23 protein-coding genes are annotated in these 24,045 nt (G+C 69.9%); 15 read left to right on the top strand and 8 right to left on the bottom strand.

What is annotated here, in order from left to right:
* Positions 1 to 75 precede the first annotated feature (75 nt).
* Positions 76 to 1,059 (top strand): tyrosine recombinase XerC, encoded by a 984-nt coding sequence (locus tag ACFSNB_RS06675; protein ID WP_377315257.1) that lies wholly within the window; start codon positions 76 to 78, stop codon positions 1,057 to 1,059.
* A 122-nt stretch (positions 1,060 to 1,181) separates the two neighbouring features.
* Positions 1,182 to 2,450 carry a glycosyltransferase gene (locus ACFSNB_RS06670; RefSeq protein WP_377315256.1) on the top strand — a complete coding sequence of 423 codons (1,269 nt, stop codon included), beginning with the start codon at positions 1,182 to 1,184 and terminating at the stop codon, positions 2,448 to 2,450.
* 7 nt (positions 2,451 to 2,457) lie between these two features.
* On the opposite strand, the gene ACFSNB_RS06665 is transcribed toward ACFSNB_RS06670, so the two are convergent.
* The 5 genes from ACFSNB_RS06665 to ACFSNB_RS06645 form a co-directional block, all read right to left on the bottom strand.
* Entirely contained in the window at positions 2,458 to 3,204 is a 747-nt protein-coding gene (locus ACFSNB_RS06665; protein WP_377315255.1) for a nitroreductase, read from the bottom strand.
* Positions 3,205 to 3,283: 79 nt separating this feature from the next.
* Entirely contained in the window at positions 3,284 to 3,610 is a 327-nt protein-coding gene (locus ACFSNB_RS06660; protein ID WP_377315254.1) for a cell division protein ZapA, read from the bottom strand.
* A 4-nt stretch (positions 3,611 to 3,614) separates the two neighbouring features.
* Positions 3,615 to 3,851 (bottom strand): hypothetical protein, encoded by a 237-nt coding sequence (locus tag ACFSNB_RS06655; protein WP_377315253.1) that lies wholly within the window; start codon positions 3,849 to 3,851, stop codon positions 3,615 to 3,617.
* A 133-nt stretch (positions 3,852 to 3,984) separates the two neighbouring features.
* Positions 3,985 to 4,188, bottom strand: coding sequence for a hypothetical protein (locus ACFSNB_RS06650; protein ID WP_377315252.1), 204 nt, complete (start codon positions 4,186 to 4,188; stop codon positions 3,985 to 3,987).
* A 54-nt stretch (positions 4,189 to 4,242) separates the two neighbouring features.
* Positions 4,243 to 7,056 (bottom strand): ATP-dependent DNA helicase, encoded by a 2,814-nt coding sequence (locus tag ACFSNB_RS06645; protein WP_377315251.1) that lies wholly within the window; start codon positions 7,054 to 7,056, stop codon positions 4,243 to 4,245.
* Between the two features lie 173 nt (positions 7,057 to 7,229).
* Between ACFSNB_RS06645 and ACFSNB_RS06640 the strand changes: the two genes are divergently transcribed.
* From ACFSNB_RS06640 to rfbB, 6 genes are all read left to right on the top strand, one after another.
* Entirely contained in the window at positions 7,230 to 7,646 is a 417-nt protein-coding gene (locus ACFSNB_RS06640) for an SAM-dependent methyltransferase (RefSeq protein WP_377315250.1), read from the top strand.
* Positions 7,643 to 8,944, top strand: a complete 1,302-nt coding sequence (locus ACFSNB_RS06635; RefSeq protein WP_377315249.1) for a KGGVGR-motif variant AAA ATPase — start codon at positions 7,643 to 7,645, stop codon at positions 8,942 to 8,944. Before ACFSNB_RS06640 ends, ACFSNB_RS06635 begins: the two co-directional genes overlap by 4 nt.
* Positions 8,937 to 10,358 (top strand): hypothetical protein, encoded by a 1,422-nt coding sequence (locus ACFSNB_RS06630; protein WP_377315248.1) that lies wholly within the window; start codon positions 8,937 to 8,939, stop codon positions 10,356 to 10,358. The genes ACFSNB_RS06635 and ACFSNB_RS06630 overlap by 8 nt, the downstream gene beginning before the upstream one ends.
* A gap of 289 nt (positions 10,359 to 10,647) precedes the next feature.
* Entirely contained in the window at positions 10,648 to 11,205 is a 558-nt protein-coding gene (locus tag ACFSNB_RS06625) for a DUF2087 domain-containing protein (protein ID WP_377315247.1), read from the top strand.
* 276 nt (positions 11,206 to 11,481) lie between these two features.
* Positions 11,482 to 12,345 (top strand): glucose-1-phosphate thymidylyltransferase RfbA, encoded by an 864-nt coding sequence (rfbA, locus tag ACFSNB_RS06620; RefSeq protein ID WP_377315246.1) that lies wholly within the window; start codon positions 11,482 to 11,484, stop codon positions 12,343 to 12,345.
* Between the two features lie 5 nt (positions 12,346 to 12,350).
* Positions 12,351 to 13,379 carry a dTDP-glucose 4,6-dehydratase gene (gene rfbB, locus ACFSNB_RS06615; RefSeq protein WP_377315245.1) on the top strand — a complete coding sequence of 343 codons (1,029 nt, stop codon included), beginning with the start codon at positions 12,351 to 12,353 and terminating at the stop codon, positions 13,377 to 13,379.
* 5 nt (positions 13,380 to 13,384) lie between these two features.
* Here the strand turns inward: rfbB and ACFSNB_RS06610 are convergent, their stop codons facing one another.
* On the bottom strand, positions 13,385 to 13,879 hold the full coding sequence (locus ACFSNB_RS06610) for a hypothetical protein (RefSeq protein WP_377315244.1): 495 nt from the start codon (positions 13,877 to 13,879) through the stop codon (positions 13,385 to 13,387).
* Between the two features lie 141 nt (positions 13,880 to 14,020).
* On the opposite strand from ACFSNB_RS06610, the gene ACFSNB_RS06605 reads away from it, so the two are divergent.
* Positions 14,021 to 15,841, top strand: coding sequence for a radical SAM/SPASM domain-containing protein (locus ACFSNB_RS06605; protein WP_377315243.1), 1,821 nt, complete (start codon positions 14,021 to 14,023; stop codon positions 15,839 to 15,841).
* 13 nt (positions 15,842 to 15,854) lie between these two features.
* Here ACFSNB_RS06605 and ACFSNB_RS06600 read toward each other — a convergent pair whose 3' ends face one another.
* Positions 15,855 to 16,844 (bottom strand): dihydroorotate dehydrogenase-like protein, encoded by a 990-nt coding sequence (locus tag ACFSNB_RS06600; RefSeq protein ID WP_377315242.1) that lies wholly within the window; start codon positions 16,842 to 16,844, stop codon positions 15,855 to 15,857.
* 207 nt (positions 16,845 to 17,051) lie between these two features.
* On the opposite strand from ACFSNB_RS06600, the gene ACFSNB_RS06595 reads away from it, so the two are divergent.
* The 6 genes from ACFSNB_RS06595 to ACFSNB_RS06570 all read left to right on the top strand — a co-directional run bounded on the left by ACFSNB_RS06595 (position 17,052) and on the right by ACFSNB_RS06570 (position 22,651).
* A complete protein-coding gene (locus ACFSNB_RS06595; RefSeq protein WP_377315241.1) occupies positions 17,052 to 17,903 on the top strand; it encodes an MBL fold metallo-hydrolase in 852 nt (283 codons plus the stop codon).
* A gap of 234 nt (positions 17,904 to 18,137) precedes the next feature.
* Entirely contained in the window at positions 18,138 to 19,223 is a 1,086-nt protein-coding gene (locus ACFSNB_RS06590; RefSeq protein ID WP_377315240.1) for a hypothetical protein, read from the top strand.
* A 165-nt stretch (positions 19,224 to 19,388) separates the two neighbouring features.
* Positions 19,389 to 19,727 carry a divalent-cation tolerance protein CutA gene (cutA, locus tag ACFSNB_RS06585; RefSeq protein WP_377315239.1) on the top strand — a complete coding sequence of 113 codons (339 nt, stop codon included), beginning with the start codon at positions 19,389 to 19,391 and terminating at the stop codon, positions 19,725 to 19,727.
* Between the two features lie 89 nt (positions 19,728 to 19,816).
* On the top strand, positions 19,817 to 21,004 hold the full coding sequence (locus ACFSNB_RS06580; RefSeq protein WP_377315238.1) for an aminotransferase: 1,188 nt from the start codon (positions 19,817 to 19,819) through the stop codon (positions 21,002 to 21,004).
* On the top strand, positions 20,991 to 21,635 hold the full coding sequence (locus ACFSNB_RS06575) for an SCO family protein (protein WP_377315237.1): 645 nt from the start codon (positions 20,991 to 20,993) through the stop codon (positions 21,633 to 21,635). Before ACFSNB_RS06580 ends, ACFSNB_RS06575 begins: the two co-directional genes overlap by 14 nt.
* A 98-nt stretch (positions 21,636 to 21,733) precedes the next feature.
* Positions 21,734 to 22,651 carry a ketopantoate reductase family protein gene (locus ACFSNB_RS06570; protein WP_377315236.1) on the top strand — a complete coding sequence of 306 codons (918 nt, stop codon included), beginning with the start codon at positions 21,734 to 21,736 and terminating at the stop codon, positions 22,649 to 22,651.
* A gap of 12 nt (positions 22,652 to 22,663) precedes the next feature.
* Here ACFSNB_RS06570 and lldD read toward each other — a convergent pair whose 3' ends face one another.
* Positions 22,664 to 23,794 carry an FMN-dependent L-lactate dehydrogenase LldD gene (gene lldD / locus ACFSNB_RS06565; RefSeq protein ID WP_377315235.1) on the bottom strand — a complete coding sequence of 377 codons (1,131 nt, stop codon included), beginning with the start codon at positions 23,792 to 23,794 and terminating at the stop codon, positions 22,664 to 22,666.
* Positions 23,795 to 24,045 lie beyond the last annotated feature (251 nt).

The following is a 24,045-nucleotide window of genomic DNA, read 5'->3' as shown; positions in this document are numbered from 1 at the left end:
CTCGGCCCTTGGCGGGCGCGGGCGGAGCCCGCTACACTGCGCCCTGGTCATGTTTTTTCCGGTCTGTTGCTCCCGATGTCCGCTCTGCCGATCACCTACCTTGCCGCCCCCGACCTCGCCGCCGCGATCGAGGCGTGGCGGCGCTGGCTGGCCGAGGAGAAACGCGCCTCGGCCCATACCCTCGACGCCTACGGCCGCGACCTGTCGGCCTTTTTGGCCTTCCTCGCCGATTATCGCGGCGAACTGCCCGCTCTCGCCATGCTCGACGGGCTGACCCCGGCCGAGTTCCGCGCCTATCTCGCCCGCCGCGCCCAGCAGCAGCAGGGCCGCAGCGGCGGTGCCCGCCAGCTCGGCAAGTCCTCGCTGGCCCGGGTGATGTCCACCCTGCGCAATTTCTTCCGTTTCCTCGACCGTGCCGGGCTGGCCCACAACCCGGCGATTGCCGCCGTGCGGGCGCCTCGCGTGCCCCGTACCCTGCCGCGTCCGCTCGGCCAGGACGAGGCGCGCGACACCCTGGCCCTGGCCGGCGACATCCAGGAACAGCCCTGGATCGCCGCCCGCGACGTCGCCCTGTTTACCCTGCTGTACGGCGCCGGGCTGCGTATCGGCGAGGCGCTGGCGCTCAACCGCTACGAGGCGCCCAAGGGCGACACCATGGTGATCACCGGCAAGGGGGGCCGCCAGCGGATGGTGCCGATCCTGCCGGTGGTGCGCGAGGCGATCGCCCATTATCTCTCGCTGCTGCCGGCCGGCGGCCAGGACGGGGGCGGGCCGCTGTTTCTCGGCGCACGCGGCAAGCGGCTCAATCCCGGCGTGGTCCAGCGCCAGATGCGCGCGGTGCGCCGGCTGCTCGATCTGCCCGACAGCGCGACGCCCCACGCGTTGCGCCATTCCTTCGCCACCCATCTGTTGGCCGATGGTGGCGATCTGCGCACCATTCAGGAACTGCTCGGGCATGCCTCGCTCTCGACCACCCAGCGTTACACCGCGGTCGAGACGGCGCGGATGGCCGAAATCTACCGTGCCGCCCATCCGCGCGCGACGGGGGAGGCAGAATAAGAGTAGAGACGCGGGCTCTGCCCGCACCCGCCAGGAGCCAGCGGCTCCTGGACCAGCATCAATGGTCGGGAGCCCATGCAGCCTTCAGCTTGGGCGCAGGCCGTTCTTCCGGGGCAGACCACATGCGCATCCTTTACGTCGTTCATTCCTATCCGCCGTTCGAAGTCAGTGGCACCCCCCTGATCGCCCGTCAGTATGCTCGGCAGGCGCGGGAGGCTGGGTTGAGCGTCGCCGTCGCCTTCGGCGATCCGGGGCGGCCTCTGGCGGCACAGGACGACGGGATCAAGTTGATTCCGCTTCCGCTCGCCGCCAACTGGCCGGTCGCGGCCTATACCGCCTCGCTCGATGCCGCGCCCCGGCTGGAGGCGCTGCGCGCCTTTCGTCCCGACCTGATCCACATTCTCGATTGGGTCAATCTGCCGGCCGGGCTGCTCGCCACCGCCCGCGATCTTGGCGTGCCGGTGCTGCGTCACGTCTGGAACCTTGAGGATTTCTGTCCCTTCAACGAGCCGCTGCTGTTCGATCCCGCCGGCCGGCCCTGCCGCCTGCCGGTTGCCGCCGAACAATGCGGCGAATGTCTCGCCCGCCGCTATGGACGGGTGCAACTGACCCTCGATGGGCCGATCGACCAGTTGATCGAGCGTCTCCAGGCGATGCGCGGCCAGATCCGCGCCGACTTCGCCCGCGCCATCGCCGCCCGCGCCCCCGCCTTCGCCGAGCATTGCCGGATCTATCGCCGGCTGCTCTTTCCCTGCGCCTCGTTCGAGCGCAGTCTCGCCCCGCTGCTCGATCCGGTCCTGCCCCGACGGGTGATCGAACACGGCATTGACGTGCCCGTCGCGCCCGCCGTGGCATCGCCGCGCCAGGGGCCGCTGCGCGGCCTGTTTCTTGGGCCCTGCACCACCCGCAAAGGCTGGGGCGTGGTCGAGCAGGCCTTCGCCCGGCTCGCCGAACTTTATCCGGGGCGGTTCAGCCTGACCGCCTACGGCGCGCCGGAGCCGGCCGGGCCGTTGCCCCCTGGCCTGACCCTGCGCCCGGCCTTTGCGCCCGACCGGCTCGACGCGGTGCTGGCCGAGGCCGATCTCGGGCTGGTGCCGTCGCCGTTCGAAACCTTCAGCCGCGCCTGTCGCGAAATGCTGGCCCGGGGCGTCCCGGTGGTCGGCTCGGACGCCTTCGGCATTCCCGACATCGTCCGCGATGGCGACAACGGCCTGCTGATCGGCGAACCCACCGTCGAGGGGCTGGTCGCTGCCGTCGGTCGGGTGCTGGAGCAGCCCGACCTGCTGGAGCGGCTCCGCGCCGGGGCCCGCGCCACCCGGGTCCGCACCCCCGCCGAGGAATTCGCCGAACTGCTCGCCCTCTACCGCGAGACCTGTCCCGGGCGGGCGTGACCGGCGTTCAGCTTTCGACGAAGGTGGCGAAGGCGGCGCGCGGCTCGCGCGGGGTGTGCAGTTGGTTTTCCGGCGCCTGCGGGTCGGCATGGCCGAGGGCGATGCCGCAGGCGACCACCTGGGATTCGGGGATCGCCAGTTCGGCCCGGATCAGCCGGTTGAACTTGGCGAAGGCCTGTTGCGGGCAGGTGTCGAGGCCGAAGCCCCGCGCCGCCAGCAGAATCGATTGCAGAAAGGTGCCGAGGTCGAACCACGAGCCCTGATTGAGGCTGCGGTCGATGGTCAGGATCAGCCCGACCGGGGCGCCGAAGAAGCTGTAGTTGCGGCCGAATTGCCGCTTCATCGCCGCGTTGTCACCCTTGGCGATTCCCAGCAGCCCGTACAGCGCCAGCCCCAACTGCCGCCGCCGCGCCAGATAGGGCTCCTCCCAGCGGTCGGGGTAGTAGGGATATTCCTCCTGCTGCTCGGGATCGTCGGCCTCGTGCGCGGCGAGGATCCGCTGCGACAGCCGCTCCTTGGCGGCGCCGGTGACCACCCACACCTTCCACGGCTGGATGTTCGAGCCCGACGGCGCCCGCGCCGCGAGGTCGAGGATCGCCTCGACCGTCTCGCGCGGCACCGGATCGGGCCGAAACGCCCGTACCGCCCGCCGCGTCTCGATCGCTTCGAACACGTCGCACATCGCCCGCATGATCAGATCGCCCCCGTCATTGAGTGTGTCGCCAGGATAGGAGGGGCGGACGCGAGGCGGCAAGCCCCGGGGTCCGGGGCCTTCGGCCCCGGCGGGTGTTGGCGGCGCCCACGTCCATCGCGCCAGCGATAGAGCGCCCGCTTCAGTCCTGCTCGAGCGTGTCGGCGACGGCGGTAAGACGGTTGGTGAGGGCCTCGATCGCCGAGGCGAGACGGGCATCGATGTCGTCACCGATGGCGGCGACGCGGGCCGGGGCGGGGGCGCCCTCGCGGGCATCGGCCAGTTCGTCGGCCAGCATCAGGCACAGCATCACCAGCAGCCGCGAATCGCTGACCACGCCGACCGAGGTCAGCAGGTTCTGGGCCCGGCTGTCGATGTCGCGGCCGAGGGCCTGGACCCGGGCGGCCTGGGAATCGTCGCAGCCGATGTCGTAGAGGCGGCCATTGATGGTGACGGTGACGACGGCCAAGCCTCTATTCCTCCAGCAAGCCACGCAGGCGGTCGATGGCCTGATCGAGCCGGCCGCCGACCAGGCGGACGGTTTCCTCCAGCCGCTCGCAATCCTCGCGGGCGTCACGCAGTTCACCGGCCAGCAGCAGGTCGCCGGCACCGGTGCGGGTCGAGGCGGCTTCCAGGCGTTCGACCACCGCTCCCAGGCGCCGTATCGCTTCCTCGGTCCGGGACAGGCCGGTGCCTCGCCGTTGTTCCACGCCTACTATCCCTGTCGGTTGGGTTCCCGGGGGGAGGGTATGGCCGAAGGCGCGGCAAGTCAACGCGCGTCGCGGCGCTCGGGCCTTTGCCCGAGGCGGCTGCGCCGGGGGGGGACGGCGCGGGGAAACCGGGTCAGGGATGGGCGCGGCGGTCGAGATCGGCGAGCAGCCCAGCCCCGAAAATCGCGCAGCAATCGGCGTCGCGACAGCTGCGCCGCTGGGTACAGGACAGGATCTGGCGGACGAACTCGTTGGCTTCCGGCCGCGCGATCGAATCGTGCAGCCGACGCCCATGGTCCGAGACACGCTGAAACGAGCAGGTTTCGGTTGTGACCATCTGCCTCTCCCCAACTCCCATTACCATAGTCATAAACTGGGAGTTGGGCAAGACTTAGGTATCGAGGGCGGCGGCGGTTTCGCGCACCGCCTCGGCGAGGCCGAGCCGGCGCGGCACCACCCCGGGCGGGAAGGCGCCGAACAGCCGCGACGGCATCATCGGATCGAGCAGCACGAACACCCCATGATCCCCGGCGCGGCGGACCAGGCGGCCGAACGCCTGCTTGAGGCGCAGGCGGGTGATGCGGTCGTCGTAGAAGCGGCCGCCGAAGCGGTCGCGCCGGGCGCGGTGGAGCAGATCGGGGCGCGGCCACGGCACCCGGTCGAACACGATCAGCCGCAGGGCGCGGCCGGGCACATCGACCCCGTCGCGCAGGGCATCGGTGCCGAGCAGACAGGAATGCTCCTCGGCGCGGAAGATCTCGACCAGGGTGGCGGGATCCATCCCATCGACATGCTGGGCCAGCAGCGGCAGGCCGGCATCCTCCAGCGGCGCGGCGATGCGGCGATGGACCTCGCGCAGGCGGGAGATCGCGGTGAACAGCCCAAGCGCGCCGCCGGCGGCGGCGAGGAACAGCTCGCGATAGGCGGCGGCGACCTGATCCATCGCGTCCTTGCGCACGTCGGTGACGATCAGCACCCGGGTCTGGGCCGGGTAATCGAACGGCGAGGCCACCGCCGCCCGCAGCGGCGGGGCGGGCAGGTGGATGCCGCCGGTGCGCAGTTCGGCGGCATGCCAGTCGGCCTCGGGCTGGCCCGAACCGTCGCGCAGGGTGGCGGAGGTGATCACCACCCCATGGGCCGGGGCCATCACCGCGCGGGCGAACGGCACCGCCGGATCGATCCAGTGGCGATGCAGGCCGACATCGGTCTCGCGCCCGTCGAGGCGGTCGAGCGCCAGCCAGTCGAACATGCGCGGCGGTTCGGCCGGCGCGGGCGGGGCGGCATTTTCCGCCGGGCCCTCCGCGCCCCCCGGGCCTTTCGCGTCGGGCGGGGCGTTTGGGGTGCCGATTTCGGCCAGCATGTCGCGCCAGACCCCGAGCGGCAGCAAGGCGCGATGGCTGATGCCGCGCACGATCGCCTCGATCCGGCCCCGGGTGGCGCTGTCGAGTTCGGCCGCCTCGTCGTCGAGCAGGTCGTCGAGCGCCCGCGACAGATCCTTCAGCGGCTTTTCCAGCCGTTCCAGCGCGGCGGCGAGCCCGGCGGCGGCGGCGCCCAGCCCCTCGGCCGGCGGGGCCACCGCGCATTCCAGGCTGTAGGGCGAATCCGCCCCGGCGGCACGGGCCAGCACCTGTCGCCGCACCAAAGCGAGGAAGGTCTCGGCCGGCCCCTGCGGCTCGTCGAGGCCGAGCCGGGCGATCCAGCCCGGGCCGGGCAGGGCGCGGGCCGCCTCCAGCGCCGTCTCCAGCGCGGCGGCGGCCTCCTCGCTGGCGCCGATCAGTTCCTCGGCCCGGCGCCGCAGTCCGCGCGCCCGCGACCGCCCGCTGTCGCCCTCGGGGCCGAGCAGCCAGCGCCGCATCTCCGCCCCCTCCTGGCCCGACAGATGGGCGGAAAAGGCCGAATCGGCGACGTCGAACAGGTGATGCCCCTCGTCGAACACCAGCCGGGTCGGCAGCGAGGCATCGTCGAGCCCGCCCAGCGCCGCCTGGATCATCACCAAAGCGTGGTTGGCGACGACGATCTCGGCGCGGCGGGCGCGGCGGATCGCCCGCTCGATGAAGCATTTGCGGAAATGGAAGCAGGCGGAAAACACGCACTCGCCGCGCCGGTCGGTCAGGCCGAGCGTCGCCGACCGGCCGAGCAGATCGGCCAGCCAGCCGGGGAAATCGCCGCCGACCATGTCGCCGTCGCGGGTGGCGCCGATCCAGCGCGCCACCAGCCCGACCGGCACCGGGGCGCGGCGGTGGTCCTGACGCGCCGCCTCCTCGTAATTCAGCAGGCAGAGATAATTCTCGCGCCCCTTGCGGATCACCACCTTGCGCGCCTTCTCGGCCGGGTCGGGGAATAGCCGGTCGAGTTCGGCGTCGAGCTGGCGCTGGAGGTTGCGGGTGTGGGTCGAGATCCACACCGGGGCGCCGTTCTTTTCCGCCCACAGGCTGGCGGGAGCGATGTAGCCCAGCGTCTTGCCGGTGCCGGTGCCGGCCTCGGCCAGCACCAGATGCGGCTCGCCCGGGGCCTCGCGCGGCAGGAAGGCCTGACTGACCGCCGAGGCGTAATCGGCCTGCGCCGGCCGCTGCTCGGCATCGGGGCCGAGCATCTTCGCCAGCCGCGCCCGGGCCTCGGCCGGGCTGACCGGCAGGCTGGTGGCGGGCGGCTCGGCCGGGCCGTCGCTCCATTCGGGCAGACGCTCCCATACCCGGGCGGCGGCGGCACCGCGTCCGCCCTCGTTCTCGCCGCCCAGCGCGGCCAGCACGGCGCGGCCCCACCCCCAGCCGCCGCGCGCCATCATCCAGGCCAGCCCGCGCACCTCGCCGAGCGGGCGGGGCCGGGCCCGCGCCGCCGCCTCGGCCAGGGTTTCGAGCAGCCGCCACGCCGCGCGGCGCAGCGTTTCCGCCTCGTCGGCGGCATCGCGGGGCGGGGGCAGCCCGACCGCCTCGGCCAGCCCGCGCGGGGTGGGCAGACAGAAGCGGGCCGGGCGGACGAAGGCGAACAGTTCGAGCAGGTCGTGGCATTCGAACCGTTCGATGCGCAGCCGGGCGGCGACCGCCGGGCCATGGCAGACGATCGGCTGGTCGCAGCGGGCCAGCCGGGCGGCGTCGGCGGCCGACAGGGCGCGGCATTCCCCGTCGGGGTCGAGCGCCATCGCGCCGCGCCAGCCGACGATCAGCACCGGCACAGGCGGCAGCACGATCTGCGGATCGGTCATCATCGCCGGCAGACTAGCCGGTTCGTTCCCGGTTTGTCACGTCACCGGGCCACGCGGTATGATGTGGGCTCCGCCCACACCCGCCAAGGGCCGCAAAGCCCTTGGATCCCATTGATTGGAGGGCATCGGGGCGGCGGGTTATTTCGGGAGGCCGCACTTTTTGCGCGGGGGATTTGATGCAAAGTGATTTTCTCGACGCCCACCATCGCCATTGGGGGGATGCGGAATTGCTGTTTCAGCAGAATCGGCTGGCCAATGCCGATCACCTCTACGGCGTCGCCGCCGAATGCGGGCTGAAGCGGCTGATGCTGGCGTTCGGGATGGTTTATGATTCCGCCAAGGATCGCCCTGCCGATTCACGCGATGCGGAACATGTCAAAAAAATATGGAGCCGTTTCGAAAACTACAGGAGTGGGCATCCGGCAGGCCCCAATTACATTTTACCGCCCGAAAACCCGTTCGCGGATTGGCATGTTGGTCAGCGTTACGCTCCTCGGAGCAATTTCGATAACCGGCGGGTCGGTGATCACAAAGCCGGCGCCTCCCAGGTCCGCGCGTTGGTTCATCAGGCACTGCGAGACGGATTGATATGATCACCTTCGATCGCCTTCTTCCCGAGATCCTGGGTCGGTTCGAAACCTATCGGTCAAGGGTGGAGCGGCTCGACTGGTTGCTGGTCAATCGTGACCTCAACGGGCGGATCCGGTTGATTCTGCCGGAGGCTGCACAAGGGGACGACGAGGTGCGGTCCGGGATCGAGAGCCTTGCCGGGGATCTGGCCGAGACGCTGGGGCGGCATGGCTATCCCGCTGCCTCCGCCATCCTGTTCGAACCCGAGCGCGAGGCCGCCCTGGCTGGGGGAACCTCTTTTCGGCTGGAAGGGTTTGACAACGTTGTCGTGGTCGATCGTCTGGCTACCGAAGGGAATTGGCTGGAACTCACCCCGGAAAGCACCGGCGCGCCGCGTGTGGTGTTCTTTTCGATCAAGGGCGGGGTCGGGCGCTCGACCGCCCTGGCGGCGCTGGCCTGGGCGGTCGCGCAGGACAGCAAGCGGGTTCTCGTCCTCGACCTTGATCTCGAATCGCCCGGGCTCTCCACCACGGTGCTGCCGGAGGAAAAGCAGCCGCTGTTCGGTATCACCGACTGGCTGGTCGAGGATCTGGTCGATAACGGCGAAACGGTCCTGGAGTCGATGGTTGCCACCAGTGATCTCTCTCATGACGGCGAGATCCTGGTGGTGCCGGCGCATGGTCGCGACCCCGGGGATTATGTCGCCAAGCTGGGGCGGGTGTGGATGCCGAAAATCCATCCCGACGGGCGGCGTGAAGCTTTCTCCGCTCGTTTGAGACGCCTGATCGACGGCCTGGAGGCCCGTTACCGTCCCGATATTGTCCTAATCGATTCCCGCGCCGGCATCGAAGAGGTGGCGTCAAGTTGCGTGATGGGGCTGGGGGCCAATCTGGTCCTGCTGTTCGCGCTGGAAGGGCGGCAGACCTGGAGCGGCTATCGTATCCTGTTCGATTACTGGACCCGGGCCGGGGTGGCGTCGGAGATCCGCACCCGTTTGCAGATCGTCGCGGCACTGGTGCCGGAAACCGATCCGGCCGATTATCTCGCCGGGTTGCAGGATGAAGCCTACAAACTGTTTGCGGAAACCCTGTATGACGACCTGCCGGCGGGAGAACCCGCCCTGGATTTGTGGCATTTCGATCCAGCGGACGAGTCCGCCCCCCACCACCCCTGGCCGATCCGGTGGCATCGCGGCTTTGCCGCGCTACGCTCGCTGCACGGCCGGCTGGCCGTGATCGACCAAGGCGAGGTGGACGGCATTTTCGGTGCGCTGATCCGTAACGTGGACAGCTATCTGGAGCAGGGGACCCGCGATGACTGACGTTCAGGCACTCCGCAACGCGATCCTGGCCGCACCGCTGGAGACCAGCAATTTCGGCGAGGCGCCCGAGCCGGGCACGCTTTACCTTCCGCTTTCGCATCTGAAGGCGTTGCGTCTCGATGCCCATGTCGTCGTCGGCGGGCGCGGGGTTGGCAAGTCGTTCTGGACCGCGGCCCTGCAATCGGGACCGCTCCGTGCGGCGATCGGCACCGCCGTGCCCGAACTTGACGATCTCGACATCCGGATCGGTTTCGCCAACACCGACGCGATCGAGTCTTACCCCAATGCAGATCTGTTTGCCCGGCTGCTTGATCTGGGGGCGGAACCCTACGACATCTGGCGCGCCGTCATCCTGCGCTGGGTGGCGGAACGGGCGGGGCGGGCAATTCCGGTCGATAAATGGGACGCGACCATCGGTTGGCTGAAGGAGGAACCGGAGGAGGCGAGCCGGTTAATGGCGACCGCGCGAAGCTGGCGCGGACTGATCCTGTTCGATGCCCTGGACCGTACCAGTAGAGACTGGCAGCGTATGGATCAGATCGTCCGGGGGCTGCTGAACGCGGTGTTGTGGCTGAAATCCTCCGCCCCGACCCTGGCGGCCAAGGTGTTCCTGCGGGAGGATCAGGCCGAGCGGACCGTCTTCAACTTTCCCGACGCGTCGAAGCTGCTGGCGACCAAGGCGGAACTGACCTGGGCTCGGCATGATCTGCACGGGATGTTGTGGCAGCGTCTGATCAATGCGCCGGGGACGCATGGCGAGTACCTGCGCGCCGTTTGTGCCACGGCGGCAGCTCTTCCTTCCGGGGAGATCGGTCGGTTGAAGCCGCTTCCGGCCGAAATGAAGCGGGAATCGGACGCTCAACGGCGGGCGTTCGAGGCGCTCGCCGGCCCCTGGATGGGGCGGGACAGGCGGCGAGGCGTTCCCTACACCTGGTCTGTCGGCCACTTGTCCGACGCCAGGGGGCAGACCTCGCCCCGCTCGTTCCTGGCGGCGATTCGTCAGGCGGCGGACGATTCTCGCGAACGTTATGACAATTACAAATATGCCCTGCACTATGAGAGCATCAAACGCGGCATCCAAAAGGCCTCAGAGATCCGTGTTAACGAGATCGCCGAGGATTATCCCTGGGTTCCCGAAGTCTTGTCTGCACTCGAAGGACTGAATGTCCCCTGCGAGGGCGAGGTCATTCTGGCCCGTTGGCAAGCGGCCTTTCCCGCCGGCCCGCAGGCGATTCCCTCGGACCGGTTGCCTCCCCAGCATGCCGGGCGGGGCTGGGACGGCATCCGCGAGGACCTGCAACGGCTGGGTCTGATCGAGACCAAGAAGGACGAGCGGATCGACATGCCCGATCTGTACCGGGTCGGGTTCCGTCTGGGCCGCAAGGGCGGGGTGAAGCCACAACCACGGTCGTGATGATCGGCGTCACGAAGGAAAGTTCAAGGGTTCCAAGGGCCTCCGGCCCTTGGCGGGTGTGGGCGGCGCCCACGGTCCGACCTTGGGCGATGCCGGGGGAAACGTCTTGACGGCGGGGATGGGCCGTCGCATTCTTGCCCCCGGTCGGCAGTTCACCGAGGCGTCGCTGTCCCGCGCGGGAAGCTAAACCTGCCACTCTTCCGCCCGAGGCAATCCCTTGTCCCGTGCCGGGTCGAAAGCCAGCGACCATCGACTGTTCCCATCGCGGACGGCACGTCGAGGACAAGTCATGGCTCGACCCATTTTTCCCTTCGCCATCGGCGACATTTCCGCTCTGGCCCGTTCGCTTGGTCGCGAACTGGCTTCCCGTGACGGGCTCCCTGGGCATGTCGACCTGCTCAACATCCTGAGCCGCTCGGCCGGGTTCCGCAATTTTCAGCATTTCCGCGCCCAGGCCGCCGCCGCCGACCGGCTGGCCCGGCCACCGGTGTCGCCGGTGGAGGAGGAGCCGGTCGATCTGGTTCGGGTCGAGCGGGTGCTGCGTCTGTTCGATCCGGCGGGGCGGCTGATCCGTTGGCCGGGCAAGGACAGCCAGCGCGTCCTCTGCCTGTGGGCGCTGTGGGCGGCGATCCCCGCCGGGCGCCGCTTTGCCGAAAAGGAGGTCAACGCCCTGCTGGCCGCCCGCCATCATTTCGGCGACCATGCCCTGCTGCGGCGGGAGATGGTCGATCGCGGCCTGATGTGGCGGACGGCGGACGGCAGTCTTTACCGCCGGGTCGAGCAGCGTCCGCCGGCCGAGGCACGGGCGGTGATCCGCCGTCTGTCGGGGCGCGCCGATCCGGGGTGAGCCCGTCTGTCCGCCGGCACCTCGGCGCGGAGCCGCGCAGGCGACACCGTGCCGGGGGAGGCGTTGATCCCCTCCGCCTTTTTCGTGTGAAGAGATGTCTGGACTTCATCAAATGGTCCATTTCCGCTAAGAAAGCGCGTTTCGACCGCCGAAACTCGGTCCGTTGGCGCGGACAGGGGGGCGGTTTCGAGTTTCGGGATGTGCGAGCATGATCTTGACGATGTCTTGGCCCGGTTCGGTCGGCTCCACCGCCACCATGAGTCCGGGGGCCTGGGCATGAAGGGCATCATCCTGGCCGGCGGGCGCGGTACCCGGCTCTATCCGTTGACCCTCTCGGTCAGCAAGCAGATCCTGCCGGTCTACGACAAACCGATGATCTATTACCCGCTCAGCACCCTGATGCTGGCCGGAATCCGCGAGATCCTGATCATCACCACCCCCGCCGATCAGGACTCGTTCCGCCGCCTGCTCGGCGATGGCCGGCAATGGGGCCTGTCGATCGAATATGCCGCCCAGCCCTCGCCCGACGGGCTGGCCCAGGCCTTCCTGATCGGCGAGGCCTTTCTGGCCGGTTCGCCCTGCTGCCTGGTGCTGGGCGACAACATCTTCCATGGCGTCGGCCTCAGCACCCTGGTCAGTCAGGCCGCCGGGCTGGAAGAGGGCGGGGTGATCTTCGGCTATTCGGTGCGCGAGCCGTGGCATTATGGCGTGGTCGAGTTCGACGAATCGTTTCAGGCCCGCTCGATCGAGGAGAAGCCGGCCGCACCCAAATCGCACTGGGCGGTGACCGGGCTGTATTTCTACGATGCCGAGGTGGTCGAGATCGCCCGCGCGCTGCGACCCTCGGCCCGGGGGGAACTGGAGATCACCGACGTCAACCGGACCTATCTCGAACGCGGCCGGCTGCGGGTGCAGCGGCTGGGGCGGGGGTTCTGCTGGTTCGACACCGGTACGCCGGGGTCGCTGCTCGATGCCGGTCAGTTCGTCCGCACCCTGGTCGAGCGGCAGAATCTTCAGGTCGGCTGCCCGGAGGAGATCGCCTTCAGCCGGGGCTGGATCGATCAGGCGCAGCTGCTGCGGCTGGCCGAGCCGCTGCGGCAGTCGGAGTATGGCCGCTATCTGATCAATCTGGCGCGGTGAGGGCGATGAGCATTCTGGTCACCGGCGGGGCCGGTTTCATCGGGTCGGCGGTCTGCCACCATCTGCTCGATCATACCGACGACCGGGTGGTCTGCCTCGACAAGCTGACCTACGCCGCCAATCCGGCGACGCTTGACGCGTTGCGGCCCCATCCCCGCTTCGCCTTCGTCCAGGCCGACATCTGCGATGGCGGGGCGGTGGCGGCGATCCTGGCCGCCCATCGGCCGGGCCTGATCCTGCACCTCGCCGCCGAAACCCACGTCGATCGCTCGATCGCCGGCCCGGCCGCCTTCGTCCAGTCGAATCTGGTCGGCACCGCCATGCTGCTGGCGGCGGCGCTGGAGTATTGGCGCGGTCTCGCCCCGGCGGAGCAGGCGGCGTTCCGTTTCCTCCACGTCTCGACCGACGAGGTCTATGGCAGCCTCGGCGCCGAGGGCCGGTTCCGCGAGGACAGCCCCTACGCCCCCAACTCGCCTTATTCCGCCAGCAAGGCCGGGGCCGACCATCTGGCGCGGGCGTGGTTCCACACCTACGGTCTGCCGGTGCTGATCAGCAATTGTTCCAACAATTACGGTCCGCGCCAGTTCCCGGAGAAGCTGATCCCGCTGATGATCGTCAACGCCCTGGCCGGCAAGCCGCTGCCGGTCTATGGCCAGGGGGCCAACGTGCGCGACTGGCTGTATGTCGAGGATCACGCCGCCGCGTTGCTGGCGATCGCCCGTCGCGGCCGTCCCGGCGAAAAATACAATGTCGGCGGCCGCGCCGAGCGCAGCAACCTCGCGGTGGTGCATACCCTGTGCCGCCTGCTCGACGACAGCCTGCCGGACTCGCCCCACCGCCCCCATGCCGGGCTGATCCGCCATGTCACCGACCGACCCGGCCACGATTTCCGCTACGCGATCGATGGCGGCAAGATCGAGCGCGAGCTGGGCTGGACCCCCTCGGTCGATTTCGACACCGGGCTGGCCCGTACCCTGCGCTGGTATCTCGACCATCGCGACTGGTGGCGGACGGCGCTGACCCGCGCCGGCTGACCGCCTCAGCGGCGCGCCGCTTCCTCGACCTGCTCCTCCAACTGCTCGGCCTTGCGCCGCAGATTGGCCTCCATCCGTTTGATCCGCAGATCGAGATCCTCGATCGCGCTCAGGCGCTCGCGGCGGCGGCGGTCGGCGTGGGCGGCGGACAGCCGGGCCAGGCCCCAGTCGCTGGCGGCGAACAGCAGCGCCAGACCGGCGACCAGGGCGACGATCGCTCCCAGCCCGCTCCGGCCCCGATCGATCGCCACCAGGGCTCCCCAGAAGCCGATGGTGGTCAGGGTGGCGGCGGTGGTCAGGATCAGCCGGGTCACCACCCGGTCCCAGCCGCGTCGGCGCCGCTCGGCGTCGCGTAGGGCGTTGGCGATCTCCTCGCGGGCGATCGCCTGCCAACTGCGGAACGACATCCCGTCGCTGCCCCGGCGTTCGCGGATGGTCTGTTCGAGCTTGCGTACCAGATAATCGGCCTGCTGCTCGGGGGACGGACCCGGTCCGGCCACGGGAAACTCCTTGGTTGCCGACGCGCATGATACCATGCCCGGCCGGGCATGAGGATCCGGCCTTCCGGTCAGGCACTGCCGGCCCGCCCTGGCGCGGGGAATTCGGCCGGCGGGTCAGCCCCGGCCGGGGAAGGGGGGGCGATGTTGGATTTTGGCGTTGGTCCGGAAGATCCGTTGCGGGCCAAGTTCGACAATCTGGCCACGCTGGTCGATTTCGCCGCCGGCCGCCGCGACGCGCCGGCCTTTCCGGTCCGGCTCTTCCTTGAGGCGGCCAATGTCTGCAACCTGAAATGCCTTATGTGCTGCGAGTTTTCGCCTGCAAATCCCGATCGGATCATCGCATTCAAGGCGATCGAGCGCGGCATGTTCGATTATCGCCGTCATGCCGAGGCGCTGGCGCCCCTGCTGCGGGCGGCGCTGGTGGTGCATTGTTTCGGTTTCGGCGAGCCGACCCTCAATCCCGATTTTCTTGCTTTGCTCGCCAATTGTGCCGAGCAGGGTTGCATGGTCGATTTCTTCACCAACGGTACCTGCCTGACTCCGGAATTCTGCGACGCGCTGGTGGCGCGGCGGGTGTGGCAGGTTACCGTCAGCCTGTCCGGGGTAACGCGCGAGACCTACGAGACGGTCTATCGCGGCGGGCGCTTCGCCGCGCTGATCGACGGGTTGCGCCGGCTCCACGCCGCCAAGGCGCGGGTAGGGGCGACCTTTCCCCGGGTGGTCGTCAACTCGCTGGCCTTCACCCATCATGTCGAAAGGTTCGACAGCTTCTGCGCCCTGATGGCCGGTTGCGGGGTCGATTCGATCCTTCTCCGTCCGGTCCAGATCTACGGCGCCGACGTGCCGACGCCGATTCCGCTGGTACACCGTCTGGCGGCGATCTATCGCCCGTGGGTTGACGATCCGATCCTCGAGCGGGCGCGGCGGATCACCGAAAGTTTCGGCATCCTGCTCGAGGACCATCTCTACCGCGCCGACGGGGTGGCGGACGAGGCGGCCTATCAGGCGCGGCTGGCCGAGCGGGAGGCCTATCTCGCCGGCTGCCCGCCGGAACAGGCGGGGGTTCGCCATCTCGGGGAGGTCGACGCCGCCCTGTCGCACATGCGCTATCATCCGACCGAGCGCCGTAAGGAGCAGGTCTGCGCCTCGGCGCTGCCGCCCGATCCGTTGCCGGCCCAGCTTCGCGGTGTTTTGGAATTGCGGCCGATGCCCTGGCCGGACCAGACCCAGCCGTTTTTCTGTCTGGAACCGTTCACCACCCTTTATGTCCGCCAAGACGGCAGGGTCAAGCCGTGCTGTTTCGGGGTCAACGCGGCCCCCAATCTCGGCAATCTCGCCCTTGCCGATGGCGCGGCGATCTGGAATGGCCCCGGCTTTCGGGCGATCCGCAGCGGAATCGGTCACGATGTCTATTCGCGCCAGATCTGCGGGACTTGCCTGGCCGGCGGGGTCGGCCCGAGGCGGTGGGATACCTTCCTGGCCGAGTATCTCGACTGGCTCGGTCGGCCCGAGATCGCCGACGCCCTGGCCGGGACGGTCGCCCGGCTGCGCGCTTTGTCCAATGGCGACCTGATTGACGGCCATTTCCGGAACCGGGCCGAGCCGTTTTTATTCGGTGACGAGGCCGAAGTTCTGGCTGGGCTCGGTCCGCGGGATTTCGAGGGCCATCTCGACCTGATCCGCGACAACACGCTGTTCGGCTGGTTGTGGAGCCCGAAGGCGCCGCAATTGCGCTACGAGGTCGAGGCGGTGGTGGGGACGCGAGTGATCGGGCGCGGCCGTCCCGAGCCCGAGACACGGGCCGATCTGGTCGCCGCCGGCAAGGGGGACGGCCGCTACGGCTTCGCCCTGGCGCTCGGGGCCCGGCCCGGAGACGGCGAGGAGATCCAGCTTCGCCTCGCCGCCCGGCCCGATCTGGTGGTGCTGCGCCGCGCCGGGGCAGGATTGATGTCCGCGCCCTGACCCGGTTGGCCGGCTAATCGTGCCGTTCGCCGGCGCGCAGGATGCGGATGTAATTGACCCGGTCGTAGACGATCGAATCCTCGGTGGCGCCACGGCGGAGATGGCCGCGGATCGACCCGACCGATTGGGCGCCGCGGGCCTCAAGGTCGGCGATCAGCCCGTCCTTCAGCACCTTCAGGTAGGAAATGCCGTGGCGGAGCAGGGCGGAGGTGGTCATCACCACGTCGGCGCCGGCGAACAGGTACTTGACCACCTCGGCGGCGGTCTGCACCCCGGAGCTGGCCCCGATCGAGCCCTGGATCCGGCCGGCGACCGCCCCGATCCACAGCAGCGGCAGGCGGATCTCGGCGCGGTTGCTGAGCTTGAGGTCGCGCAGCAGGCTGAGATCGTCGAGGTCGATGTCGGGCTGGTAGAAGCGGTTGAACAGCACCACCCCGTCGGCGCCGGCCTGATCGAGCCGCTGGATCATCCGCCCGACCGAACTGAAATAGGGGCTGAGCTTGACCGCGACCGGGATCGACACCGCCTGCTTGACCGCGACCAGGATGTCGAGGGTGCGCTGTTCGACCTCGGCGCCGTCGAGGCTGAGGTCGGTCGGCAGGTAATAGATGTTCAGTTCGAGGGCGTGCGCCCCGGCCTGCTCGATCTGCTTGGCATAGTCGATCCAGCCGGCGCGGGTGATGCCGTTGAGGCTGGCGATCACCGGGATGTCGATCGCGGCGCGGGCGCGGCGGATCAGGTCGAGATAGCCTTCGGGGCCGACATTGGTGGCGGCCCCGGCCGGGAAATAGGAGCTGGCCTCGGGATTGCTCTCGGCCACCAGCCGTTCCATCTCCTCGATGTCGTTCTCGATGTCCTCCTGGAAGATCGAGGGCAGCACCACCGCGCCGGCGCCGGCCTCCTCCATCCGGCGCAGGTTGCCGAGGTCGAGCGCCAGCGGCGAGGCCGAGGCCACCAGCGGACAGCCGAGCTCGAGGCCGAGATAGCGGGTAGACAGGTCCATTGCGGATCTCCTTGTTGCCTGGATGGCGTGCCGGGACTGTCCCGGTTCTCCCTGGACGAAAGGTTAGCCCGAATTCTTGCCCCTGTCACGGCGGCCGCCATCTCTCGGTGTGCGGCCGGTTCGGCGGTTTCGGCTATGCTGCGGATCACCGCCCCGGCCGCGACCGCGCGCGGCGGGCGGCCCCCCAACGCGCAGGAGGTGCCGGCGATGTCCGTTTCCCCGTTTCCCCACTGCCGGATCGGCGATCTCACCCTGACCGCGATCGGTGACGGCGACCTGGCCATCGGGCTCGACTTGCTGTCCGGCATCGCGCCGGACGAGGCCGCCCACCGGCAGGCGGCGGCTGGGCAGGTTCCGCCCGGCTCGATCCATCTCAACGCCTATCTGGTGCAAGGCGGCGGCCGCGCCCTGCTGATCGATGCCGGCGCCGGCACCGCGCGGCCGGGCTGCGGCGGTCTGGCCGGCGGTCTGGCGGGGCTCGGGCTGACCCCCGCCGACATCGATGCCGTGCTGCTGACCCATGCCCATCCCGACCATGTCGGCGGGCTGATCGACGCCGATGGCACCGCCGCCTTTCCCCGCGCCGAATTGCTGGTTCCCGCCGCCGAACTGGCGTTCTGGCGGGACGAGGCCCATCTCGCCCGCGCCGACGAGCGCCAGCGCGGCCAGTTCCGGCTGGCGCGGCAGGCCTTCGCCGCCTATCAGGCCCGGCTGCGCCCGATCGGGGCCGGCGCGCTGTTTGCCGGCCTCGAGGCGGTGCCGCTGCCCGGTCATACCGCCGGCCATGGCGGCTATCTGATCGAGGGCGGCGGGCAAAGCCTGCTGGTGTGGGGTGATCTGGTCCATTTCCCGGCGATCCAGATTCCCCGCCCGGCGGTGTCGATCCGCTTCGATCAGGATCCCGTCCTGGCCGTCGCCACCCGCGCCCGGCTGCTCGACCGGCTGGCCGCCGACCATACCCTGGTCGCCGGCATGCATCTCGGCGCGGCCGGGTTCGGCTGGATCGAACCCGGCCGCGACGGCCTGGCCCTGCGCTACCGTCCGCTGGAACCGGCGTGAGGGCGGCGGGCGGATGCTTTCTCGGGGCTGCCGCCCCGATCCCCGCCCGGGGCGATGCCCCGGACCCCCTTTTTTCTTTTGATCATCAATAACAAAGGGAGTCCGAGGCATCGCCTCGGGCGGGCCAGGGCGGCAGCCCGAGGCTCACCCCACGGGTGAGCCTCCCCGCTGGCCTGACCGGACACGACGGGCTAAGCTGCCGGCCGGCGATTCGAACGGGAGGGATCCGGCGCGATGCCATCACCCCATCTGTGGCTGGCGCTCAGCCCGCACGGCTACGGCCACGCGGCGATGACCGCGCCGGTGATCGCGGCGCTGCGCCGCCGCCTGCCCGGTCTGCGCCTGACGGTGCAGACCAGCCTGCCGGTCGAGTTCCTGCGCGGCCGCTATGGCGCCGCCGCCGCTTTGGTCGAGGGCATCCCCGATTTCGGCCTCAGGATGCATTCCTCGACCCGGGTCGATCGCGACGCCTCGGCCGAGTCCTATCTTGCCCTGGCGGCGCGCTGGGATGAGTTGGTCGCCGCCGAGGCGGACCGGCTGGCCGCCGCCGCGCCCGATCTGGTGCTGGCCAACGTGCCGCCGCTGACCCTGGCCGCCGCCGCCCGGGCCGGGATTCCGGCGGTGGCGCTGTCCTCGCTCAACTGGGCCGACATGGTGCGGATCTATCTTGGCGACCGGCCGGCGCTGGCGCCGGTGCTGGCCCGGCTGGTGGCGGCCTATGATTCGGCTGAACTGTTCCTGCGGGTGACCCCGGCGATGGCGATGCCGGCGCTGGCGCGGGTGCGCGACATCGGCCCGGTGATCCTGGGCGGGACCGCCCGGCCCGACGCCCTGGCCGCGGCACTCAGGCTGGCCTCGGGCGAGCGGGTTGGGCTGATCGCCTTTGGCGGCATCGATGCCGACCTTGACCTCGCCCGCTGGCCGGTGCTGCCCGGCTGGCGCTGGCTGACCACCCTGGCGGTGCCGCCGGGCCGGGCCGATCTGCTCGACTGGCGTGCCGCCGGGCTCTCCTTCTCCGACCTGCTGACCTCGGTGGCGGCGGTGGTGACCAAGCCGGGCTACGGCACCTTCACCGAGGCCGGGCTGGCCGGGGTGCCGGTGCTGTACCAGCCCCGCCCCGACTGGCCGGAATGCCCGGCGCTCGACGATTGGCTGGCGGCGCACACCCGGGCGCTGGCGGTCGATCTGACCGATCCCGCTCCGCTGGCGGACTGGCTCGACCTTCTGCTGGCCCAGCCGGCGCGGCCGCCGGCGGTGGCCAGCGGCAATGACGAGGCCGCCGCCTGGCTGGCGGCGCGGCTGGAGGCCGGGCCAGGGTGAGGCGCTCCGGCGCGGGGGGTCGCAATCGTTGGGCGGACTGCCTATATACCGCAATGCGGGGTGCCGACCGATCTCTCCTCTTCCGGGGCCCACCGCACCAGACTCGTGCGGGGCAGGGGTGGACCTGCCCCGCTTTTTTCGCGCAGAACGTGGGGAAGCCGGACGATGGACGCCTGCCTGCTCTATGTCACCACCGCCAGCCGCGACGATGCCCTGGCGCTGGCCCGCACCCTGGTCGAGGAGGGGCTGGCCGCCTGCGGCAACGTCATCGACGGGATGGTGTCGGTCTATCGCTGGCAGGGCGAACTGCGCGAGGATCCCGAGGCGGTGCTGATCCTCAAGACCCGCCCGGATCTGGCCGAAACCGCCATCGCCCGGCTGCGCGGCCTGCATGGCTATGACTGCCCCTGCATTCTGCAACTGCCGGTGGACGGCGGCAATTCCGATTTCCTCTCCTGGATCGCGACCGAGACCCTTGGCGGCCGGGACGGGCCGACCCGCTGACGGGGTGGCGGCGCGCGCCGGCAACAAGGCTGCGCGGCGGCGGCAAAGGGATTATCCTGCGAGGCCCGGCAGACAGGGGGGATGGCAGGGTGAATCCGCTTTATCGCCAATGCGGCGTCACGGTGTTCGAGGAAATGTCCCGGCTGGCGGCCGAGCATGGCGCGATCAATCTCGGCCAGGGTTTTCCGGTCGGGATGGAGCCGCCGGCGCTGATCGAGGCGGCGGTGGCGGCGACCCGGGCCGGGCCGCATCAATATCCGCCGATGCTGGGACTGCCGGCGCTGCGCGAGGCGGTGGCGGCCTCGGCCCGCCGCTTCTGGGGGCTTGAACTCGATCCCGGCCGCGAGGTGCTGATCACCTCGGGCGCCAGCGAGGCGCTGTGCGACTGCTTCCTCGCCCTGCTCGAACCGGGCGACGAGGTGATTCTGCTCGAGCCGGCCTACGACGTCTATCCGGTGGCGATCCGCGCCGCCGGCGGGGTGCCGGTGGGGGTGCGGCTCGATCCGCCAGACTGGCGGCTGCCGCGCCAGCGCCTGCGCGCGGCGATCGGCCCGCGCACCCGCGCCATCGTCATCAACGACCCGATGAACCCGACTGGCAAGCTGTTCGACGACGACGAGCGCGCCTTCCTGGCCGATCTGCTCGACCGTCACGACCTGATCGCGGTGTGTGACGAGGTCTACGAGCACCTGACCTTCGACGGACGGCGGCACCGGCCGCTGATGACCCTGCCGCAGGCGCGGCGGCGCTGCCTGCGCATCGGTTCGGCCGGCAAGACCTTCTCGGTTACCGGCTGGAAGGTCGGCTACGTTTCCGCCTGCGCCGAGCTGCTGGCCCCGGTCGCCCGCGCCCACCAGTTTGTCACCTTCACCGTGCCGCCGATGCTGCAACAGGCGGTGGCGGTCGGGCTCGGCTTCGACGCAGCCTATTTCACCGGGCTGGCCGCCACCCTTGAGGCCCGGCGCGACCTGCTGGCCGACGGGCTCGCCCGGCTGGGGATCCCGGTGCTGCCCTGCGGCGGCACCTATTTCCTCTGCGTTCCCGCCGCCGCCTTCGCGCCCGGGGCGGACGACCGCGCCCTGGCCCGCCGCCTGACCGTCGAGGCCGGGGTGGCGACCATTCCGCTCAGCGGCTTCCAGCTCGGCCCGGGGATGGAGCCCCATCTGCGCTTCTGTTTCGCCAAGGACCCGGCCGATCTCACCGCCGCGATCGACCGGATCGGCCGCTGGCTCGGACGGCGGGACGCGGGAGAGGGGGAACGCCATGGAGCGGGATAGCGACGAGGCGGAGGGGCCGCCCCCGTCGGGGGGGCGGCGCCTGATCGGGCTGGGGCTGGTGCTGCTGGTGGCGCTCGGGCTGGTGGTGGCGCTCAGCCCCGGCCTGCTCGACCGGCTGCGCCAGAGCGCCGCGCTGATCCATCCCGGCGTGATCACGCCGCATTTCACCCTGACCGCCGGCGACGGCCATCAGGTCGGCGAGGCCGATTTCCGGGGCCGCTACATGCTGATCCTGTTCGGCTACACCGCCTGTGCCGACATCTGCCCGACCGCGCTGGCGGTGGTGTCGGTGGCGCTCGACCTGCTGCCGCCGGCCCAGGCCGAGCGCATCGCCCCGATCTTCGTCACCCTTGACCCCGAGCGGGATTCGCCCGCCACCGCCGCCGCCTATGCCGCCGCCTTCGACCGCCGGGTGACCGGGCTCGGCGGCAGCCCGGCCCAGATCGAGGCCGCGCTGCGCGCCTTTCGCGTCTATCGCGCCAAGGTGCCGGGCAGCGCGCCCGACCTCTACACCTACGATCATTCCGCGCTGCTCTATCTGGTCGGTCCCGATGGCGGGTTTCTCGCCACCTTCGATCCCGGCCAGGGCGGGGCGGCGCTGGCCGACGGGCTGGCGCGGGTGGTGCGCTGACCCGGGTCCGTCACAGCAGGGAGAGAGACTCTTGCCGCCCATCGAACGTGTCTACATCTGCGGCCTTGGCGCCATCGGCGCGATCTATAGAGAGACTCTTGCCGCCCATCGAACGTGTCTACATCTGCGGCCTTGGCGCCATCGGCGCGATCTATGCCGCCCGGCTGGGCGAAACCCAGGGGATCGAGGTCCGGGTGGTGGCCGACCCGGCGCGAATCGCCCGCTATCGCCGTGACGGCGTCAGCGTCAACGGCCGGCCGCTGACGGTCGGCTATCTGCGTCCCGACGACGCGGCGCCGCCGGCCGACCTGATCCTGGTCGCGGTCAAGCGCCATCAGCTTGAGGCGGCGGTGGCGGCGATCCATCGTTTCATCGGCCCGGGGACCATCATCCTGTCGCTGCTCAACGGCATCGACAGCGAGGCGGTGATTGCCGACAGCCTCGGCCTGCCGCCGCTGCCGCTGGCGATGGTGGTGGCGATCGACGCGGTGCGCGAGGGCGGCGCGGTGCGTTACAGCCAGCCTGGGGTGCTGGTGTTCGGCGAGCCGGTCGCCACCGAGACGCCGTCGCCGCGCATCGCCGCTTTGGCCGCCTTGTTTGAGCGCGCCGGCATGCCGACCCGCGTTCCCGCCGACATGCGGCGCGAATTGTGGTGGAAATTCATGCTGAATGTCGGGGTCAACCAGCTTTCGGCGGTGCTGCGCGCCCCTTACGGCACCTTCCAGAGCGTCGCCGAGGCGCGCGATCTGGTCCGGCTGGCCTGCCGCGAGGTGGTGGCGGTGGCGGCGGCGGAGGGGATCGGCCTCGGCGAGAACGACATCGATTCGTTCTTCCCGGTGATCGACCGCCTCGACCCGCAGATGAAGACCTCGATGCTCCAGGACGTCGAGGCCGGGCGCAAGACCGAGGTCGAGATGCTGGGCGGCACCGTGGTCGCGCTCGGCCGCCGCCATGGCATTCCCACCCCGGTCAACCAGACCCTGTTCGACCTGATCCGGGTGATCGAACAGGGGTGATCCCCCGGCGGCTCAGGCCAGGCTGTCCGGGGTGATCGCCGCGATCGTCCCGGCCCCGGTCAGGGTCATCGCCACCCGCATTTCCTTGGCGATCAGGTCGAGCAGGGTTTCGACCCCGCGCTGGCCGCCGGCGGCCAGCGCGTAGGCATAGGCCCGGCCCAGCATCACCGCGTCGGCCCCGAGCGCCAGCATCCGCACCACGTCGAGGCCGGAGCGCACCCCGGAATCCACCAGGATCGCCACCTGCCCCTTGACCACCTCGGCGATCGTCGGCAGGGCGCGGGCGGCCGACAGCACCCCGTCGAGCTGGCGGCCGCCGTGATTGGATACCACGATGGCGTCGGCACCGAACCGCACCGCGTCGCGGGCGTCGGCCGGATCGAGGATCCCCTTCAGCACCACCGACCCCTTCCAGGTCTCGCGGATCCAGCCGAGATCCTTCCAGCCGATCGACGGATCGAAATTGTCCCCCAGCCAGCCGATATAATTGTTGAGCCCGATGGCCCGGCCGAGATAGGTCGAAATGTTGCCGAGGTCGTGCGGGCGGCCGCGCAGGCCGACATCGAACGCCCAGCCGGGGTGGGTGATCGTCTGGAGCAGGCGCCGCGCCGCCGCGCGCGGGCCGGACAGGCCGGAATGGGCATCGCGGTAACGGGCGCCCGGCACCGGCAGGTCGACCGTGAACACCAGGGTGCGAACCCCCGCCGCCCAGGCCCGGTCAAGCGCGTCGCGCATGAAGCCGCGATCCTTCAGCACGTAAAGCTGGAACCAGATCGGTTGCGCGCTGGCTTGCTGCACCTCGGCGATCGGGCAGACCGACATGGTGGAAAGGGTGAAGGGGATCCCCTTGGCCGCCGCCGCGCGGGCGGCCTGGACCTCGCCGCGCCGGGCATACATCCCGGTCAGCCCGACCGGGGCCAGCACCACCGGCAGCGCCAGCGTCTGATCGAGCAGGCGGGTGGACAGATCGACCTCGCCAATCCCTGCCAGCACCCGCTGGCGCAGGGCGATCCCGGCCAGATCCTCCTGATTGCGCCGCAGGGTCTGTTCGGCATAGGCGCCGCCGTCGATGTAGTGGAACAGGAACGGCGGCAGACGGCGCCGGGCCGCCTCGCGGAAATCCTGGGTCGAGGCAATGATCATCGCGGCCGGATCCTCCCTGTATTTTGGCAAAGGATCCATGCATTGGGGGCGTGAGTCAAATCCCGCCATCCGTCCGTGTCGTGGGCTCCGCCCACACCCGCCAAGGGCCTTGCGGCCCTTGGCGGGTGTGGGCGGAGCCCACGACAATATTATGCGACAATGGGTAAACAATCCCCCGAGACCTGCCGTACCAACCAATCCTGACGGCAACGCCAAACCTTCCCCCTTGGCTCTCCAAGGCGAAGGGGCGG

The sequence above is a fragment of the Phaeospirillum tilakii genome (assembly GCF_042683125.1).
GTDB classification, from domain to species: Bacteria; Pseudomonadota; Alphaproteobacteria; order Rhodospirillales; family Magnetospirillaceae; genus Phaeospirillum; species Phaeospirillum tilakii.
Note: the sequence above shows the minus strand (reverse complement) of the source record. Positions and strands in the feature narration are given on the sequence as shown.